This is a genomic window from Paraburkholderia sp. EB58 (assembly GCF_050436665.1).
Classification (GTDB): domain Bacteria; phylum Pseudomonadota; class Gammaproteobacteria; order Burkholderiales; family Burkholderiaceae; genus Paraburkholderia.
The window spans coordinates 321,599-339,645 of sequence record NZ_JBNDMQ010000004.1 but is presented as its reverse complement, the minus strand read 5'-3'; the positions used below and the strand labels follow the sequence as shown (position 1 = coordinate 339,645).

The following is an 18,047-nucleotide window of genomic DNA, read 5'->3' as shown; positions in this document are numbered from 1 at the left end:
GAATGGATGAATTGATGCCATGAAACAGGTCGCGCGCAACGCTCAACCGCTCAGTCTGTCAGCGGAAACAGGCTCTCAATCGGGTAATGATTTTTCACGAACGGCGACTTGATCACAACATAGCTGAAGTACTTCTCAATGCCGATATTGCGTTCCAGCAGATCTTCCATCACGGTCTGGTAATGCACGACGCTGCGCGTAACGAACTTGAGCAGATAGTCGTAGCCGCCGCTCACCAGATGGCACTCGGCAATTTCGTCGACGGTACGGATACTGGCCTCGAACTTGGCAAAATCCTCGCGGCGATGATCCTGCAAGGTCACTTCGGTAAACACGAGCTGGACGTCGCCGAGTTTGCTCAACTGCAGATGTGCGCCGTAACCTGCGATATAGCCCGCTTTCTCGAGACGCTTCACGCGAATCAGGCATGGGCTCGGCGACAGGCCGACCGCGTCCGCGAGGTCGACATTGGTAATGCGGCCCTTCTTTTGGAGCTGGGACAGGATGCGCAGATCGATGCGGTCCAGCTTCATTGAACTAGCATTAGTTGACACGGAGGCGATGACCTATGGAAGCGCAGTGACGAGACTATCGTAGCACGCCCCGTCACGGAAAAATTTCACGGCAAACCCTTATGCAGCAAGCCTTTCAGCGGATTACACGGTTCGCCGGAGGGGCGCTGGGCGATGCCCGGATAAAACCCGGGCAAGATCTCAGGCAACGCTGGCGCGCACTTCGGGCGCTTCCAGCACCGTATCGAGCGTTTTGCGCAGACGCTCGAACATCACGTCGAATTCCTCGCGCTGGTAGCACAGCGCGGGCGCGAAGCCGAGGATGTTGTCATTGAAGGCGCGGAAGATCAAGCCATTGCGATAGGCGGTTTTGGCGATCCGCTCGCTCAGGTTTAGCGCTGGATCAAAGCGGCGCTTGGTGGCTTTATCAGCCACGAGTTCGAGCGCGCCAAGCAGGCCGCGGCTGCGCGCATCGCCCACCAGAGGATGATCGAGCAGGTCGCGCAGGCCTGCCTCGAAGCGCGGAGCCTGAGCCACGCCGTTCGCGAGCAGGCCGCCTTCGTGATAGAGCCGCAGCACCTCGAGGCCGATGGCCGCGCTCACCGGATGCGCCGAGTAAGTCTGGCCATGTCCTACGGCTGAACGGGTGCCGGCGCCATCGGCGATGCCGTTGTACACAGCATCGGACATCAGCACGGCGCCCATCGGCGCATAGCCTGCGGTGAGTCCTTTGGCCACCGTCATCAGGTCCGGCTCGACGTCTTCGGCGGAACAGGCGAATAGCGGACCGGTGCGGCCAAAGCCGGTAATGACTTCATCAGCGACGAACAGGATGTCGAGTTCGCTGCAAGCATCGCGCATCGCCTTGAGCCAGCCCTTCGGCGGCACGATCACGCCGCCCGAGCCTTGCACCGGCTCGCAGAAGAACGCGGCCACACGCTCGGCGCCAAGTGCTTCGACCTTCGCACGCAACGCGGCGACGGACGCATCGATCACCGCCTGCGGATCGTCACCCACTTCGCTGCGATACAGATACGGCGACGGGATGTGATGCTGGTTCGACAGTGGCACATCGAAGTTCTGATGAAACGAGCTCAGCGCAGTCAAACCCGCGCCCACCGACGACGATCCGTGATACCCACGTTCCAGCGCAATGAACTGCTTCTTCTGCGAGCGGCCCGTCGCGTTGTAGTAGTTCGTGATGTAGCGGATCGCGGCGTCTATCGCATCCGAGCCGCCGAGCGTGAAATACACATGGCGCAGCGAGTTCGGCGCCAGCTGGACCAGTTGTTCGGCGAGCAGGATCGCCGGCTCGCAGCCGAAGTGGAAATAGCCGGTTGCGTAAGGCAGGCGAGTCATCTGCTCGGTCGCCACCCGCACGATGCTTTCGTGACCGTAACCGGTATTCACGCACCACAGGCCCGAGAAGGCGTCGAGCAATTCGTTGCCGTCGATATCGCGCAGCCAGGCGCCGCGGCCCGATTCGAGAATCGTGACGCCGCGCTCTTCATGCGCGCGCAGGCTGGCTACCGGATGGATAAGATGTTTGCGGTCGGATTCGATCAGTGAAGACGTGGGCATGGTATGGAGTGCGTGAGTTGTGCGCGCAGCAATGCACGAAGTGCCGGGAAGGTGCGCGCAACGCGTGCCGCGAGCGCGAACCGCATGCAAACCATGGTAGCGGGACAGAAACAACGAAGACGCTGGGATTCGTTGCTGCTGGAAGGCGGGAATTGTGTTTTTGCGGGTGGCGCAGCATTTTGTGCTGCGCTAGGAACATCAATAGCCACGTGCGCGGTCCACCAGACCGATCAGCGGCTCGCCCTCACGGTGACGGCGCAGGTTGTCGAGCACGACTTCAACCGCGCTGTACGGCTGGGTCATGCTGGCGACGTGCGGCGTCAGCATCACGCGGGGGTGATGCCACAGCGGATGGTCCGCCGCGAGCGGTTCCGGGTCCGCCACATCCAGTACGGCTGCGCTGAGTTGGCCGCTTTCGAGCGCTTCCAGCAGATGATCCTGCTGCAGATGACCGCCACGGCCCGTGTTGATCAGCGCGGCCCCACGCGGCAACTGCGCAAACAGATCGCGGTTCAGGATACGGCGCGTGGCGTCGGTGAGCGGCAGCAGGCACACCAGAATATCGGTGCGGGCGAGAAATGCCGGCAGCGCCTCGGCGCCGGCAAAGCATTCGATGCCGTCGAGCGTGCGCGGCGAACGGCTCCAGCCGGCACATTGAAAGCCGAAGCTGGCCAGACGCGTCAGCACGGCCTGTCCGAGGACGCCAAGACCCAGCACGCCGACTCGCCGTTCGCTCGCGACGCGCGTGCGGAGCACCTGCCAGCGGCCTTCGCGCTGCTGCGCGGCATAGGTTAGCCAGTCGCGGTGCAGCGCCAGCGTGGCGAGCGTCACGTATTCGATCATCCCTGCCACGATGCCCGGTTCGATCATCCGCACCACCGGCAAATGCGCTGGAATCGCCGTCAGATCGAACTGGTCGATTCCCGCCCCGACCGAAAACACCACTTCCAGATTGGGGAAGAGCGTGGCGAGGTCACGCGGCGCTTCCCATACGGCGAGGTAACGCACCGCTTCGGCATCGTCGGAGGAACTGCCGTCCGGCCAGATGCGAAACGGAATCTCCGGCGCTTTTTGGGCAAACAGACGGGCCCACTGCGCGCCGCGCACCGGGTCGGCCTTGTAGAGGAAGGTCATTCGCGGGGTCCGATGGAGTCCGGCGACGCTTAACCGAGCGCCTGGTTGGTGATGGCGAAGACCCGCGCTGCGCCCTCAGGCTCGGGCGCTTCGCCGCGCACCATGGTGACGACTGCGTCCACCTGTTGCAGCCCGAGGTCGTCGAGCCAGTCGGACAGGCTGGAATCGCCTGTGACGTCGATGCGCACGAACTTGCCTTCGTTCGACCCGACCAGGTGACTGATCAACGCCTGGGCGCCTTCGATATGCGGTGCCACCAGCGGCCCAATCACATACCCGCGCCCGAAGCGGCGCATCAGCGCGAAGCCGACCGGTTCACCATCGCGATCGAGTACCACGCCTTCCGCCACGCTCAGCAACGCGGCGAGCACCTGAGTGCGGTCGTAGCCTGCCGCGCGGTTCAATAGCACAGCAAGACGATCCGGGTCGCGTGCGCCGAGCGGACGGATGCGCTCACCGGGTGCGAGTTGTACAGCGGGCGGATGCGCACCACCAGTCCCCTGGTGTTGATGGATGCTGCCGACCGCCTTGAAACCGAACTTTTCGTAGAGCGGCTGGCCAGAGCGCGTGGCGTTCAGGAAGGTGGTGCGCGCGCCGATCGCGTCCATGGTGCGGCTCATCAGATCGCGACCGATACCGCGGCCCTGCTGCTCGGGCGCGACGATTACCATGCCGAGCGAGGCGTGATCCGCGCCGAATTTCCAGTGCAAGGCCGTGCCGAGGAGGCCGCCGTCGTTCTCGGCACCGAGGCCCGCGCCCAGATTTAGCGCGAATTCCCAGTCTTCGCGGCGATGCGGCCATTTGACCGCCACCGACAGTTCGTGCGCGGCGGCCAGGTCGCCCGCCGTCAGCGGACGAAACCGGACGGGGACTCCAGCAAGCGGTTGAGTCACTTTCCACTCCTCTTCAATATGCCTGCGTAATGTCGCACCGGTTGGGCGGCGCGGCTAGGACGATCTTATTGCCAGGGCAATACCGCACGCCACGCTGCGCTCACCCCTCATAACGCGTACTTCACACGGTCGAGCCCGGCCATCATGGCAGCAAATGCTGCCGCATCGCCCGTACCATGATTCGCATCTCGTCTGCGAACTGGAATGGACACAATGGACAGCTTCGATCCCGCTCTGATTGCCGTGCGCAGCGCGCACTTTATTGGCGGCCGCTACGTGGACGGCGCCGCTGCGCTCGATGTGATGCGCCCGTCGGACGGCGCGGTGTACGCCGATTTGCCGGTGGCCGATGCCGAGCTGGTGGATCGTGCTGTCGAAGATGCGTGGCACGCCTTCAAAACCAGCGACTGGGCTCGCCGCGCGCCGCGTGAACGCGCCCGCACGCTGCGCCGCTGGGCCGACCTGATCGAAGCGGATGTCGAGACGCTGGCGCGTCTGGAGTCAGTCGGCTCGACCCGGCCGATTCGCGACGCCGCGCAGTGGGACGTGCCGTTCACCGCCGAAGGGATCCGCTTCTACTCGGAATTCGCCGACAAGATCGGCGGCGAAGTCGCAGCAACCCGCCCGGACCATCTCGGCATGATCGTCGCCGAGCCGTATGGCGTGATCGGCGCCATCGCTCCGTGGAATTTCCCACTGGTGATGGCGTCGTGGAAGATTGCCCCGGCGCTGGCGGCCGGCAATGCGGTGGTGCTGAAGCCTTCAGAGATGACGCCGTTCTCGGTGCTGCGCCTTGCCGAACTGGCCATCGCCGCAGGCATTCCGCCAGGCATCTTCAACGTCGTGCAAGGCGATGGACGCATCACGGGCGACGCACTGGTGCGTCATCCGAAGATTGCCAAGGTGACCTTCACCGGCTCGAGCCAGACCGGCGCGGCAATCATGATGGCGTGTGCGCAGACCGGCACCAAGCCCGTCACGCTCGAACTCGGCGGCAAGAGTCCGCAAATCGTGTTTGCGGACGCCCCCGATCTCGATCTGGTGGCGCGCCGCGTCGCCGGTGCGATTGCCGGTAATGCCGGTCAGGTGTGCGTCGCCGGCTCGCGGCTGATCGTCGAGCGTTCGGCTGCGCCGCGCCTGATCGACGGCATCGCGTCCGCATTCGCCGCATTGAAGCCCGGCCACACGTGGGCCACCGGCACCACGCTGCCGCCGATCATTTCGGCGAAACAGGCACAACGTATCGAAGGCATCGTCGCGCGCAGCGTCGAGCAGGGTGCGCAGATCGCGGCGGGCGGCAGGCGGTTGCCGGTTGCGGGCGAAGGCGCCTTCTATGCGCCCACCATCCTGACCCATGTGACCGCGGCCTCTGAGGCCGTGCGTGAAGAAGTGTTCGGCCCGGTGTTGACGGTGCAGACCTTCGACAGCGAAGACGAAGCGCTCGCGCTCGCCAGCCACGAAAAGTACGGACTTGCCTCGGGCGTGCATACGGTGAATCTGAGCCGCGCGCTACGGGCGATGCGCAGTATCGAAGCGGGCACGGTGTGGATCAACCGCTATGGACGGACTGCCGATTTCGTCATTCCCACCGGCGGCTACAAGCAATCCGGACTCGGCAAGGATCTGGGACGTCAGGCGTTCGAAGCGAATCTGCGTTTCAAGAGCGTGCTGATCGATCTGAACCAAGGCGCCTGAACTTGCCGTGCCGAACCTGAGAGCGCCCACGCCGGCCAAACCTCATACCTAAGCCCCCCGGCGTGCAGCACGATCTGCTGCTGAAATCCGCATTTCCAGCTTGCCAATACGGCCGCGACGATTTCCGACGCGGCCGTCGTCATTTCTGCCGGTGTTTGCGCCGATTTGCCAGCCTCCCCGCAGAGCCTTGAATGGTCCTCGTTCTGAACGTCTGCATCAGGACATACTCACACCACGAGAACGCATCGCAGGCACCCCTAAGTGCTGCCGCATAGTGTGCTGCGAGGGCGGCAAAAAACGGCGGATTGTGTGTTCAGCGGCGCCCACAACACGACAACCCGGATTTTTTGGGGTGGTGTAATTCATTTCAGCAGCCATCGCCGCGCATGTAACGGCCGCTTCTTAGCGCTGCCCAACGCTGACACTTGCCGACCACAGGACATTGACATGACCCGCTTCAGGCCCAAATACATCACCTTCGATTGCTACGGCACTTTGACCCGTTTCCGCATGGGCGACATGGCCCGCGAAATCTTCGCCGACCGCGTCAACGCCGAGCAGATGGAACAGTTCGTTCGCGACTTCGCTGCGTTCCGCATCGATGAAGTGCTCGGCGCATGGAAGCCGTATCAGGAAGTCGTGAAGAATGCCGTGCGCCGCACGCTAAAGCGCTGGAACCTCGCTTACGACGACGCAGAAGCGCAGCGCTTCTACGACGCCGTGCCGACCTGGGGGCCGCATCCGGACGTGCCGGAAGGCCTCGCCAAGGTGGCGAAGAAAATCCCGCTGGTGATTCTCTCGAATGCCTCGAACGACCAGATCCAGAGCAATGTCGACAAGCTCGGCGCGCCGTTCCACGCCGTGTACACCGCGCAAATGGCGCAGGCCTATAAGCCGCGTCTGCAAGCCTTCGAATACATGCTGGATAACCTCGGCTGCGGCCCGGAAGACATCCTGCATGTGTCGTCTAGCCTGCGCTACGACCTGATGTCGGCCAATGATCTGGGTATAAAGAACAAGGTGTTCGTCGCGCGCGGTCACGAACCGTCCACGCCGTACTACAACTACACTGAGATCAAGGACATCGGCGGCCTGGCCGGCGTCGTCGGTCTTTAAGCCCTGAAGCGCGAAGGACCCTGATGAAGCTCGATTCGTACTGGCTCGATACCGCTCCGCCGTTTCTTCACGGGCAGCAAGGCCCGGTTGAGGGCGGCTCTGATGTGGTCGTGATCGGCGGCGGCTTCACTGGCCTGTCCGCCGCGCTCGAACTCGCGAAGCGCGGCATTCCGGTGACTGTGCTGGAGGCCGGGCGCATCGCCGGCGAGGCGTCGGGCCGCAACGGCGGCCAGTGCAACACCGGTCTTGCCCACGACTACGCGTCGCTGGCCGCGCGCATCGGTGCCGACAACGCTCGCGATTTCTATCGTGCGTATGAGAGCGCAGTGGCGACCGTGGCCTCGATCGTCAGCGAAGAGAAGATCGATTGCGACTTCTTTCGCGGCGGCAAGATCAAGCTCGCTGCTAAGCCCCAGCATTACGAAAAGCTCGAGAAAACCTACGAATCGCTGGTGCGCAATGTCGATTCGGACGTCGAACTGATTCCACCTGAACGGATTCGCGAAGAGGTCGGCTCGGACGGTTTCTATGGCGGCCTCGTGCAGCGTAACGGTGCGCAGATGCATATGGGCAAGTTCGGTGTGGGCCTCGCCACCGCCGCGGCAAAACACGGTGCGCGCATTTTCGAGCACACACCGGTGACGGGTTTGAAGCGTCTCGACGACGAACGCTACGAAGTGACGACCGAGTTCGGCACGATCCGGGCTGGACGTGTGCTGGTCGCGACGGGGGCTTCGCAGATTGGGCCGCTGCAGTGGTTTCGACGGCGTGTTGCGCCGGTCGGGAGCTTCATCGTCGTCACCGAACCGTTGACGACCGCCCAACTAGACGAGCTTGTGCCGAAGCGGCGTGCCTATGTGACCACGCGTAACATCGGCAATTACTTTCGGGCGACCGCGGACAACCGCCTGCTGTTCGGCGGCCGGGCACGCTTTGCGATGTCGAACCCGCAATCGGATGAAAAGAGCGGCCGGATTTTACGCGCCGGACTTGCCGGCTATTTTCCGAAGCTCGACGACGTGCGGCTGGATTACTGCTGGGGTGGCCTCGTCGACATGACGGCCGACCGGCTGCCGCGCGCGGGCCAACATGAAGGATTGTTTTACTCGATGGGCTATAGCGGGCACGGTGTGCAGATGTCGGTCCATATGGGACGCGTAATGGCCGATGTGATGTTCGGCGCCGCTACGCGTAATCCGTGGCACAAGCTCGAATGGCCTGCAATTCCCGGCCATTTCGGCCACGCATGGTTCCTGCCGCTCGTCGGTGCGTATTACCGCTTGCAGGACATTCTGCATTGAATCGATGCATGGGCAGTGCACGTTGTTTGCTGCGGCGCCACGGAGCGCCGTAGCAGTGTTTCCCACCCACGCTGAGGTCGACCAAGGGAGCAACAGCATGAACGGACGATTCATCCGCCTGGGCGAGACTGGACGCAAGACTGTCAGGATTCGCGTGGACGGCAAGGATGTCGAGGCACTCGCTGGCGATACGCTGTTGGTGGCGATGCTCTGCTCGGTGGACCATGTACGTCAGTCCGAATTCGGCAACGAAGTGCGCGCGGGATTTTGTCTGATGGGTGCTTGTCAGGACTGCTGGGTTTGGACCGCAGAGGGCGAGCGGTTGCGCGCTTGTACGACTGTGGTCAGCGAAGGACTGCAGATTGTCACGACTCAAGCGGAGGCGCAATGGGCCAACCTCGTGTAATCATCGTCGGCGCCGGGCCGGCTGGGGTGCGCTGTGCGCAGACGTTGCTGGCCGCGGGCATCAGCCCGATCGTCATCGACGAAAGCCGTCGCGATGGCGGCCAGATCTATCGCCGGCAGCCGGAGAACTTCGGGCGTCCCTATACGAAACTGTACGGCACCGAAGCGGCCCGTGCCGAGGACTTGCATACGACGTTCGAGCGGCTGCGCGCACAGACCGACTACCGGCCCAACACGCTCGCGTGGAATGTGGCTGAGCGCAAGCTGCATATCGTGCACGAAGGGCATGCCAGTGCGCTGCCTTATGACGCGCTGATCCTGTGCCCCGGCGCCACCGACCGTTTGATGCCGGTAAAGGGCTGGCAATTTGCCGGCACCTACAGTCTAGGGGCGTCGCAGATCGCGCTGAAGTCGCAAGCGGTTTCGATCGGCCGCAAGGTGGTGTTCATGGGCTCGGGGCCACTGCTGTATCTGGTGGCGAGTCAATACGTGCAGGCGGGCGTGCAAGTGGCGGCCGTACTCGATACGTCGAAGTTCGCTCAGCGCCTGCGTGCGTTGCCGAAGCTGCTTGCACGCCCCGATGTGCTGAAGAAGGGCGCAGCGCTGGTATCTTCGTTGAAAAAGGCTGGGGTAGCAGTCGTGAATGGCATCGAACCGATGGAGATCGTCGGTACCGACGCCGCCGGCGTGCAAGGCGTGAAGTATCGCGACGCTAGCGGCCGCGAGCAACAGATTACCTGCGACGCGGTGGCGCTCGGCTATCACCTGCGCCCGGAAACCCAACTCGCCGATCTCGCGCGCTGTGCGTTCCGCTTCGATGAGCCGACCCGCCAATGGTTGCCGCAGATCGACGAACTGGGCCGTAGCTCGGAAGCGGGCGTGTATCTCGCGGGAGACGGTGTGCGTGTGCTCGGTGCCGATGGCGCCGAACTGGCCGGTAGTCTTGCCGCCTACGCAGCACTATCGGACTTTGGCCATACGATTGCCGCTTCGATAGTGGACGAGTTGAAACGTCAGCAACAGAGAATGGACCGCTTCCGGCTTGGTCTAGTGGAAGCTTTTCCGTGGCCCGCCGCCCAGGCGGCGCGACTGTCGGACGACACGGTGGTGTGCCGTTGCGAAGGCATCACAGTCGGCGAATTGCGTCGCGTGACCCTCGACGAAGGCGCTTGCGAGGCGAATCGCGCGAAGGCTTTTAGCCGTGTTGGCATGGGGCGCTGCCAGGGACGTTATTGCGGCCACGCGGCTGCGGAAATCATCGCGGATGCGGCAGGAGTGCCAGTTGAAATGGTCGGCCGGCTGCGCGGACAGGCGCCCGTTAAGCCGCTTTCGATCGCTACCGTTGAGGAGGTCGAATGAGCCGCTCGCAAGCAGATGTGATCATTGTCGGTGGCGGCATCATGGGCGCGGCCACCGCATTTTTCCTGCGCCAGCGTGGCCGCTCGGTGATTCTGCTCGAGCGCGGGCTCGTGGGGCAGCAGGCGAGCGGCGCTAACTTCGGTAATGTGCGGCGCCAAGGGCGTTTTCTGCCGCAACTACCGCTTGCGAATCGCTCGCGCGAGATCTGGGGCAAGCTGCCTGAACTGATCCAACACGACGCAGAGTTTCTGATGTCGGGCCATATTCGCGTGTGCTACCGGGAAGAGCAGGCTGATCAGTTCGAGGTCTACGCGAAAGAGGCCGCCCAGTACGGGCTGAAGCTCGACCTCTTTCGCGGCGCTGAAATGAAAGCACGTTTTCCATTCCTTGGCCCCGAAGTGCTGTCTGCATCGTATTCGGAGAAGGATGGCCATGCGAATCCGCGACTTGCGGCGCCCGCATTCGGCCGTGCCGCTGCGCGTCTCGGTGCGCATATCGTCGAGAACACTGAGATTACGACCGTCGAAAAAGAAGGCGTGGAATTTCGCGCCACCAGTACCGATGGACGTACATTCCATGCACCCCAGTTGTTAGTGACGGCGGGGGCATGGGGCAGTCTTCTGAGCGAACAGTTTGGCGAGCCGGTGCCGATCGCCGTGCATGGTCCGCAAATGGCCGTGACCGAACCGACCACGTATGGGATCCAGCCGGTCGTGGGCGTGTCGTCGCCGCATATTGAGGAAGTGCTGTATTTCCGACAGGTTAAACGCGGCAACATCGTGATGGGTGGCTGTGCTCGCGGGCCCGCTTACCTGGACGTGCGGCGTGCGTATGTGTTGCCGCAGAACACCTTGTTGCAGTTTCGCCAGATGCATCGGCTGGCGCCGGCGCTGTCGAAGCTCAATATCATCCGCGTGTGGAGCGGCATTGAAGGCTATATGCCGGACGACCGGCCCATCATGGGGGCGAGCGGCAATGTCAGCGGCCTGTATTACGCGTTTGGTTTCTGCGGACACGGTTTTCAACTTGGACCGGGCGTCGGCGACACGATGGCTGAACTGATCGATACCGGCGCGACGAGCACGCCGCTGGAACCCTTCGATATTCGTCGCTTCGCTGCGGTCGCTACCCAGGCGCAGCAGGCCGCATAGGAATCGAGATCATGCTGACCGACCCCGTAGGCATGTTTGCAGACGATACGACCGGCGAAGCGCCGGCCGCATTGCTCACGCTATCCACCACACTCGGCAAGCCGCGTCGCGCGACACGGTCGATCGAGCGGGCGATCGAATTCATCGAAGCGTCGTTTTCTCAGCCGGTGACGCTTGCGACGTTAGCCGCGAAAGCAGAGCTGAGCGTGTCGCGCTTTGCTGCGTTGTTCCGCGCGGAGGTGGGAATCTCGCCGCATCGTTATGTGTGCATGGTCAGAATCCGGCACGCGCAGCGTCTGTTGCGCAGGGGCTTGCCGCCGTCAATCGTGGCGGCTGAGGTGGGTTTCTTCGATCAGAGCCATTTGGGGCGGCATTTCAAGCGTGCGGTGGGAACCACGCCTAGCGCGTATCTCGCGGCGAGTAGCTGAGGTCAAGCGTAGTTTCCAACCCGCTCTGCAATTGCAGCACCAATCTCGTTCGTCGACGCGTTGCCGCCCATATCGCGGGTATGCGGCCCCTGCTTCAGCACTTCGGAAATCGCCGCGACAATCGCTTCATGCGCGTCGTGTTCAGCGCCCGCCCCTTCGCCGAGGAAATCGAGCATCATGGCCGCCGACCAGATCATGGCCACGGGATTGGCGATATGCTGGCCGGCGATGTCCGGCGCCGAGCCGTGCACCGGTTCGAACAACGACGGGAAACGCCGCTCGGGATTCAGGTTCGCGGACGGCGCGATCCCAATCGTGCCCGTGCATGCCGGACCGAGATCCGAGAGGATGTCGCCGAACAGGTTGGAGGCCACCACAACATCGAAGCGCTGCGGCTGCAGCACGAAACGCGCGCACAGGATATCGATATGCTGCTTGTCCCACGTGATATCCGGGTAGGTGGCGGCCACTTCGGCAGCGCGTTCGTCCCACCACGGCATGCTGATCGCGATGCCGTTGCTCTTGGTGGCGACTGTCACGTGACGGCGGGCGCGGCGCTGCGCGAGATCGAAGGCGAACTTCAGGACGCGATTGGTGCCGTGGCGCGTGAAGATGGACTGCTGCATCACCACTTCGCGCTCGGTGCCCTCGAACATCGTACCGCCCACCGATGAATATTCGCCCTCGGTATTCTCGCGCACGATGAAGAAGTCGATACCCTGCGCGTTATGGGCGGCGAGCGGCGAGCGCACGCCTTCGAAGGTGCGTGCCGGACGCAGATTCACGTACTGGTCGAATTCGCGGCGGAACTTGAGCAGCGAGCCCCACAGCGAAATATGATCGGGCACGGTGTCGGGCCAACCTACGGCGCCAAACAGGATGGCATCGCAATCGGCGAGCTGGGCTTTCCAGTCATCGGGCATCATCTGACCGTGCTGCGCGTAGTAGTCGCAACTGGCCCAATCGATCTGCTTGTACGAGAGTTCGATGCCGAAGCGGCGGCTGACTACGTCGAGGACGAGCAGAGCCTCAGGCATGACTTCCTTGCCGATGCCGTCGCCGGGGATCACGGCGATGCGATGTTGTTTGCTGGTCATGTCGAACGTCCAGAGAAATGGCGTTGGGCCGTTGAAAGAGGACAATGCGCGGGGAGGCCGCGCGACTGACCCATTCTTATTCATCCAGACGAGGCGCAACAGCCTTCTACCGGTTAATCCACTTTCCACGAATCGTGAATAAATCTCCCAATCTCGCCGACCTGCGCGTGTTTTGCGCGGTGGCCCGGCACGCCAGTTTCAGCGCCACGGCCGAATTGCTGGGCGTGTCGCCCGCATTCGTCAGCAAGCGCGTCGCGATGCTCGAAGCCGACCTCGGCACGCGTTTGCTGCATCGCTCCACCCGCCAGGTGACGATCACCGAGGCGGGCGCGCAGGTCTTCGCGTGGGCAGAGAAGATTCTCGATGACGTCGAGCATCTGGTGGAGGACGTGTCCACCGCACGGCGTACTCCGAGCGGCACGCTGCGCATTTCCAGTAGCTTCGGCTTCGGCCGGCATGTGGTCGCGCCCGCGGTAGCGCGATTGTCGGCCGCGTATCCGCAGTTGAACGTGCGTCTGGACCTGTTCGATCGGATCGTCGATGTGGCGGCCGAAGGCTTCGATGTGGATGTGCGGATCGGCGACGAGATTGCGTCACATTTGATCGCGCGAAAGCTGGCGTCGAATCATCGCGTGCTGTGCGCCGCGCCGGCGTATCTGGAGCGCCACGGCAAACCACGCGAGTTAAGCGACCTCGCGGCACATCGTTGCCTCGTCATCAAAGAGCGCGATCACCCGTTCGGCGTATGGCGGCTGACGGTCAACGGCGACGAGTCGCAGTTGAAGGTCACCGGGCCGCTGTCGAGCAATCACGGTGAAATCGCGGTGCAATGGGCGGTGGCGGGGTACGGCATCGTGCTGCGCTCGATCTGGGACGTCGCGCCGTTGCTCGCAAACGGCACCTTGGTGCAAGTGCTGCCGCAGGCGTCGCAGCCTGCGAATGTGTGGGCGGTCTATCCGGAACGCCGCGCGAGTTCAGCGAAAGTACGGGCCTGTGTGGACTTTCTGGTGGAGGAGTTCAAGGGGTGGGACGCCTCGCCGGAGCACGCACCCGCTCACAACGCATCATGAAAGATCACGCCTAGCGTGTGCCGGTGTCCAGAACGCAGACGGCTCACGCCGTGACGCAGATTGACACGATAACTGCCGCGGGTGCCCTGCACAGGCCGGTGATGAACCGCGAACACCACGGCATCGCCTTTACGCAGCGGCACGACCTCCACGCGTGACTGCATGCGCGGCCGCTGCTCGGTCATCACAAACTCCCCACCTGTGAAGTCCTCCCCCGGTTCGGACAGCAGAATGGCGAGTTGCAGCGGAAACACATGCTCGCCGTACAGATCCTGATGCAGGCAGTTGTAGTCGTCCTTGCAGTACTGCAGGATAAGGGGCGTTGGCCTGAGCTGGCCGGCGGCGTGGCAGCGCTGGATGAAATCGGCATGCTGGGCCGGGTAACGCACGTCGATGCGCATGATTTCGTTCCACCGGTTGGCTACCGGCGCGAGACGCGGATACACGGACGTCCGCAGCGCATCGACCAGGTCGGGCAGCGGATAGTCGAAGTACTTGTATTCGCCTCGCCCAAAACCGTGCCGCGCCATCACGACACGGCTGCGATGCAGCTCGTCGCGTGCATAGAGCGCGGCGAGAGCGTCGCATTCCTTCGCGGACAGGAGACCGGGCAGCATCGCGCTGCCGTGCTGGTTTAGATCCTCTTCGACGTCGTGCCAATCCACGGCGTTGATGCGCTGCGCCAGGTCCTTGTTCGACGCTTCAGTCGAAACGCCCTTTGTATCTGTGACGCGTCCGCGGCCGGGAAGGGGCTTCAGTACGGTATTCATGCTCGGATCCGAAATCTGCTTCAATAGGCTTAGTGTAAGAAAGCTCGCGACGCCAGACACTCCGGGTCTTGCTCTTCAATTCGACGGAACTCCGCCCCGGGCGGCCAGTCACGAGCTTTGAGGCCGTCGTCTTAAGCAAAACCAAAGGCCCGCTTCAGAAATGCGAACTTCGCGGAATGCACCGCAAGGTTCATAGTAGGACCCTATTAAGCCTTTCCGGAGTACCGCGCATGTCTGCTTCAGCCCAGAACCTCGACGCCTGGCTCGAAAAGCAGGAGGTCGTCAAAGACGACATCACGGCCTTTCCGCTGAAGGCGATGGCGGCGACGCTTGACCGGAGCGAAGCGGGCGATGTCGTGCCGCCGCTGTGGCACTGGCTGTATTTCTTGCCCATTTCGCCTCTGGAAGAGGCCGGTCCGGACGGGCATCCGAAGCGCGGCGCTTTCCTGCCGCCGGTGCCGTTGCCGCGCCGCATGTGGGCCGGTGGGCGACTCACGTTCCATGAGCCGCTGAAGGTGGGCGAGCGTGCTGTCCGCACTTCGACGATTGCGAATATCGAGGACAAAACAGGCCGCTCAGGCCGCCTCGTGTTCGTCACCGTGCAGCACACCGTTGAGGTCGCTGGCGAGTTGAAGATCGAGGAAGAGCACGACATCGTCTATCGCGACGCGCCGCATCCGGATGCACCTCCGCCGAAAGCGGCGCCTGCGCCGGAAGGCGAAACGTGGCGGCGCACCATCCATACCGATCCCCTGTTGCTGTTCCGCTATTCAGCGCTGACCTTCAACGGCCATCGCATCCATTACGACTATCCGTATGTGACCGAGGTCGAGGGTTATCCCGATCTGATCGTGCATGGTCCGCTGATTGCGACGCTGCTGGTCGACCTCGTGCGCCGCGAATTGCCCGACGCCACGCTGCAAAGCTTCGCCTTCAAGGCGCTGCGTCCCACTTTCGCCAACCGGCCGTTTACGGTGTGCGGCAAACCGTCTGACGATGGCAAGACCCTCGACCTGTGGGCCAAAGACCATGAGGGCTATCTGACCATGCGCGCAACCGCCGCACTGGCCTGAGCGTTGGAACGCTGGGCTGCTGTATTGACGGACCGTTGACCTTCACCGCTTTCCTTTGAACCCGATTTCCATGCAAACGACGCAACAGGATTCTTTCCAGGATATTCGCGAAGCCGTTCGCGATCTGTGCCAGCAGTTTTCCGGCGAATACTTTCGCAAGATCGACGAAGCGCGTGGCTACCCCGAAGCCTTTGTCGATGCGCTGACCAAAGCGGGCTGGCTCGCCGCGCTGATTCCACAAGAATACGGCGGCTCGGGACTGGGTCTGACTGAAGCCTCGGTCATCATGGAGGAAATCAATCGCGCAGGCGGCAATTCGGGCGCGTGCCACGGACAGATGTACAACATGGGAACGCTGCTGCGCCACGGCTCGGCCGAGCAGAAGCGCAAGTATCTGCCGAAGATCGCGAGTGGCGATTTGCGTCTGCAATCGATGGGCGTGACCGAACCCACCACCGGCACCGATACGACGAAGATCAAGACCACCGCCGAGCGGCGTGGCGACCGCTACGTGATCAACGGCCAGAAGGTGTGGATTTCGCGGGTGCAGCACTCGGACCTGATGATCCTGCTGGCGCGCACCACGCCGCTCGCCGATGTGAAGAAAAAGTCCGAAGGCATGTCGATCTTCATCCTCGATCTGCGCGAGGCGATCGGCCACGGCCTGACCGTGCAGCCGATCCTGAACATGGTCAATCACGAGACCAACGAACTGTTCTTCGACAACCTCGAAATCCCCGCGGAAAACCTGATCGGTGAGGAAGGGCAGGGCTTCAAATACATCCTTGATGGGCTGAACGCCGAACGCACGCTGATCGCGGCGGAATGTATTGGCGACGGTTACTGGTTTGTCGACAAGGTGTCCGCATATGTGAAAGAACGCGTCGTGTTTGGCCGTCCGATCGGGCAGAACCAGGGCGTGCAGTTTCCGATTGCGCGCTCGTTCATCAACGTCGAAGCCGCGAGCCTGATGCGTTTCGAAGCGGCGCGCCGGTTCGACGCGCATGAGCCGTGCGGCGCGCAGGCGAACATGGCGAAGCTGCTGGCCGCCGACGCCTCGTGGGAGGCGGCCAACGCCTGTCTGCAATTCCACGGCGGCTTCGGTTTTGCGTGCGAATACGACGTGGAACGCAAGTTCCGCGAAACGCGCCTGTATCAGGTTGCGCCAATTTCGACAAACCTGATTCTGTCGTACGTGGCCGAGCATATTCTCGGCTTGCCGCGTTCGTTCTGATCGTGAAGGTGAAGCATCAATGAGACCTCTCGACGGTATCAAGGTCGTCACACTCGAGCATGCCATCGCGGCGCCGTTCTGTACGCGTCAGCTCGCCGATCTCGGCGCCCGCGTGATCAAGGTGGAGCGCCCGGGCGTAGGCGATTTCGCGCGCGGCTACGATGAACGCGTGCATGGCTTGTCGTCGCATTTCGTCTGGACCAATCGCTCGAAGGAAAGCCTCGCACTCGATCTCAAGCAGCCGGAGGCCGCGAAGATTCTCGACGCGCTGGTCGCCGACGCAGATGTGCTCGTGCAGAATCTCGCTCCAGGTGCAGCAGACCGCCTGGGTCTGGGCTATGAGAAGTTGAGCGAAAAGTATCCGCGACTGATTGTCTGCGATATTTCCGGCTACGGCGCGGACGGTCCGTATCGCGACAAGAAGGCCTACGACCTGCTGATTCAAAGCGAATCCGGTTTTCTGTCGATTACGGGTTCGCCAGGTGAGCCAGCGAAGGCGGGTTGCTCGATCGCGGATATCGCGGCGGGCATGTACGCGTATTCGAACATCCTGAGCGCACTGTTGCTGCGACCGCGCACGGGACGGGGTTGCCGCATCGATGTGTCGATGCTCGAGAGCATGGTCGAGTGGATGGGTTATCCGCTTTACTACGCCATGGACGGTCAGACACCGCCTGCCCTTTCCGGCGCTGCGCACGCGACGATCTATCCCTACGGTCCGTTCCCCGCCGGCGATGGCAAGACAGTGATGCTCGGCCTGCAGAACGAGCGCGAATGGAAGCTGTTTTGCGACCGGGTGCTCGTGCAGCCTGAACTCGCTACTGACCCACGCTTTGCATCGAATTCCAGGCGCACGTCGGAACGTGAAGCGCTGCGCGCGGTGATTGTCGAGGCGTTTGTGCCACTGACTGCGGCTCAGGTGATCGAGCGACTCGAGGCAGCGGGCATCGCCAACGCGCAGATGAATACGCTCAATGATGTCTGGGTGCATCCGCAATTGGCGGCACGCGAGCGCTGGCAAGACGTCGGCACGCCGGCGGGGACGATTCCCGCGTTGTTGCCACCGGGTCTGCCCACGAGCTTCGAGCCGCGCATGGATCCGGTGCCGGCACTCGGCGAGCACACCGACGCGATCCTGCGCGAACTCGGTTACGACAGCGCGCAGATCGAAGCGCTGCGTGCGTCCGGCACCATCTGATTCCGCTCGCTTATGACGTCTGCCATGCCG

17 protein-coding genes are annotated in these 18,047 nt (G+C 62.6%); 11 read left to right on the top strand and 6 right to left on the bottom strand.

Going from position 1 to position 18,047, the window contains the following annotated elements:
- Nucleotides 1-50 precede the first annotated feature (50 nt).
- The 4 genes from P3T40_RS08745 to P3T40_RS08730 all read right to left on the bottom strand — a co-directional run bounded on the left by P3T40_RS08745 (nucleotide 51) and on the right by P3T40_RS08730 (nucleotide 4,120).
- The gene (locus tag P3T40_RS08745) at nucleotides 51-533 is read right to left on the bottom strand and encodes an Lrp/AsnC family transcriptional regulator (protein WP_429267282.1); all 483 of its coding nucleotides are present in this window, start codon (nucleotides 531-533) and stop codon (nucleotides 51-53) included.
- Nucleotides 534-713: 180 nt separating this feature from the next.
- Nucleotides 714-2,093, bottom strand: a complete 1,380-nt coding sequence (locus tag P3T40_RS08740) for an aspartate aminotransferase family protein (protein ID WP_429267281.1) — start codon at nucleotides 2,091-2,093, stop codon at nucleotides 714-716.
- A gap of 198 nt (nucleotides 2,094-2,291) precedes the next feature.
- Nucleotides 2,292-3,227, bottom strand: coding sequence for a 2-hydroxyacid dehydrogenase (locus P3T40_RS08735; protein WP_429267280.1), 936 nt, complete (start codon nucleotides 3,225-3,227; stop codon nucleotides 2,292-2,294).
- Between the two features lie 29 nt (nucleotides 3,228-3,256).
- On the bottom strand, nucleotides 3,257-4,120 hold the full coding sequence (locus tag P3T40_RS08730; protein ID WP_429267279.1) for a GNAT family N-acetyltransferase: 864 nt from the start codon (nucleotides 4,118-4,120) through the stop codon (nucleotides 3,257-3,259).
- 213 nt (nucleotides 4,121-4,333) lie between these two features.
- Between P3T40_RS08730 and P3T40_RS08725 the strand changes: the two genes are divergently transcribed.
- The 7 genes from P3T40_RS08725 to P3T40_RS08695 all read left to right on the top strand — a co-directional run bounded on the left by P3T40_RS08725 (nucleotide 4,334) and on the right by P3T40_RS08695 (nucleotide 11,575).
- Nucleotides 4,334-5,815: an aldehyde dehydrogenase family protein gene (locus tag P3T40_RS08725; protein ID WP_429267278.1), complete on the top strand. Its 1,482-nt coding sequence runs from the start codon at nucleotides 4,334-4,336 to the stop codon at nucleotides 5,813-5,815.
- A gap of 447 nt (nucleotides 5,816-6,262) precedes the next feature.
- Entirely contained in the window at nucleotides 6,263-6,931 is a 669-nt protein-coding gene (locus P3T40_RS08720; RefSeq protein ID WP_429267277.1) for a haloacid dehalogenase type II, read from the top strand.
- Between the two features lie 23 nt (nucleotides 6,932-6,954).
- Nucleotides 6,955-8,232: an NAD(P)/FAD-dependent oxidoreductase gene (locus P3T40_RS08715; protein ID WP_429267276.1), complete on the top strand. Its 1,278-nt coding sequence runs from the start codon at nucleotides 6,955-6,957 to the stop codon at nucleotides 8,230-8,232.
- A gap of 97 nt (nucleotides 8,233-8,329) precedes the next feature.
- Complete coding sequence (locus P3T40_RS08710) at nucleotides 8,330-8,638, top strand: (2Fe-2S)-binding protein (protein WP_429267275.1); 309 nt, start codon at nucleotides 8,330-8,332, stop codon at nucleotides 8,636-8,638.
- Entirely contained in the window at nucleotides 8,620-9,996 is a 1,377-nt protein-coding gene (locus P3T40_RS08705) for an FAD-dependent oxidoreductase (protein ID WP_429267274.1), read from the top strand. Before P3T40_RS08710 ends, P3T40_RS08705 begins: the two co-directional genes overlap by 19 nt.
- Nucleotides 9,993-11,147, top strand: a complete 1,155-nt coding sequence (locus P3T40_RS08700) for an NAD(P)/FAD-dependent oxidoreductase (RefSeq protein WP_429267273.1) — start codon at nucleotides 9,993-9,995, stop codon at nucleotides 11,145-11,147. The genes P3T40_RS08705 and P3T40_RS08700 overlap by 4 nt, the downstream gene beginning before the upstream one ends.
- A gap of 11 nt (nucleotides 11,148-11,158) precedes the next feature.
- On the top strand, nucleotides 11,159-11,575 hold the full coding sequence (locus P3T40_RS08695; protein ID WP_429267272.1) for a helix-turn-helix domain-containing protein: 417 nt from the start codon (nucleotides 11,159-11,161) through the stop codon (nucleotides 11,573-11,575).
- A gap of 2 nt (nucleotides 11,576-11,577) precedes the next feature.
- Here the strand turns inward: P3T40_RS08695 and P3T40_RS08690 are convergent, their stop codons facing one another.
- Nucleotides 11,578-12,672, bottom strand: coding sequence for a tartrate dehydrogenase (locus P3T40_RS08690; RefSeq protein ID WP_429267271.1), 1,095 nt, complete (start codon nucleotides 12,670-12,672; stop codon nucleotides 11,578-11,580).
- Between the two features lie 134 nt (nucleotides 12,673-12,806).
- On the opposite strand from P3T40_RS08690, the gene P3T40_RS08685 reads away from it, so the two are divergent.
- On the top strand, nucleotides 12,807-13,742 hold the full coding sequence (locus tag P3T40_RS08685) for a LysR substrate-binding domain-containing protein (protein WP_429267270.1): 936 nt from the start codon (nucleotides 12,807-12,809) through the stop codon (nucleotides 13,740-13,742).
- Here the strand turns inward: P3T40_RS08685 and P3T40_RS08680 are convergent.
- Nucleotides 13,727-14,512 carry a 2OG-Fe(II) oxygenase gene (locus P3T40_RS08680; RefSeq protein WP_429267269.1) on the bottom strand — a complete coding sequence of 262 codons (786 nt, stop codon included), beginning with the start codon at nucleotides 14,510-14,512 and terminating at the stop codon, nucleotides 13,727-13,729. The genes P3T40_RS08685 and P3T40_RS08680 overlap by 16 nt on opposite strands.
- 230 nt (nucleotides 14,513-14,742) lie before the next feature.
- Here P3T40_RS08680 and P3T40_RS08675 point away from each other — a divergent pair, with 230 nt between their 5' ends.
- The 3 genes from P3T40_RS08675 (at nucleotide 14,743) to P3T40_RS08665 (ending at nucleotide 18,017) form a co-directional block, all read left to right on the top strand.
- Nucleotides 14,743-15,585: an FAS1-like dehydratase domain-containing protein gene (locus P3T40_RS08675; RefSeq protein WP_429267268.1), complete on the top strand. Its 843-nt coding sequence runs from the start codon at nucleotides 14,743-14,745 to the stop codon at nucleotides 15,583-15,585.
- Between the two features lie 70 nt (nucleotides 15,586-15,655).
- A complete protein-coding gene (locus P3T40_RS08670; RefSeq protein WP_429267267.1) occupies nucleotides 15,656-16,819 on the top strand; it encodes an acyl-CoA dehydrogenase family protein in 1,164 nt (387 codons plus the stop codon).
- Nucleotides 16,820-16,838: 19 nt separating this feature from the next.
- The gene (locus tag P3T40_RS08665) at nucleotides 16,839-18,017 is read left to right on the top strand and encodes a CaiB/BaiF CoA transferase family protein (RefSeq protein WP_429267266.1); all 1,179 of its coding nucleotides are present in this window, start codon (nucleotides 16,839-16,841) and stop codon (nucleotides 18,015-18,017) included.
- The last annotated feature ends 30 nt before the right edge of the window (nucleotides 18,018-18,047 follow it).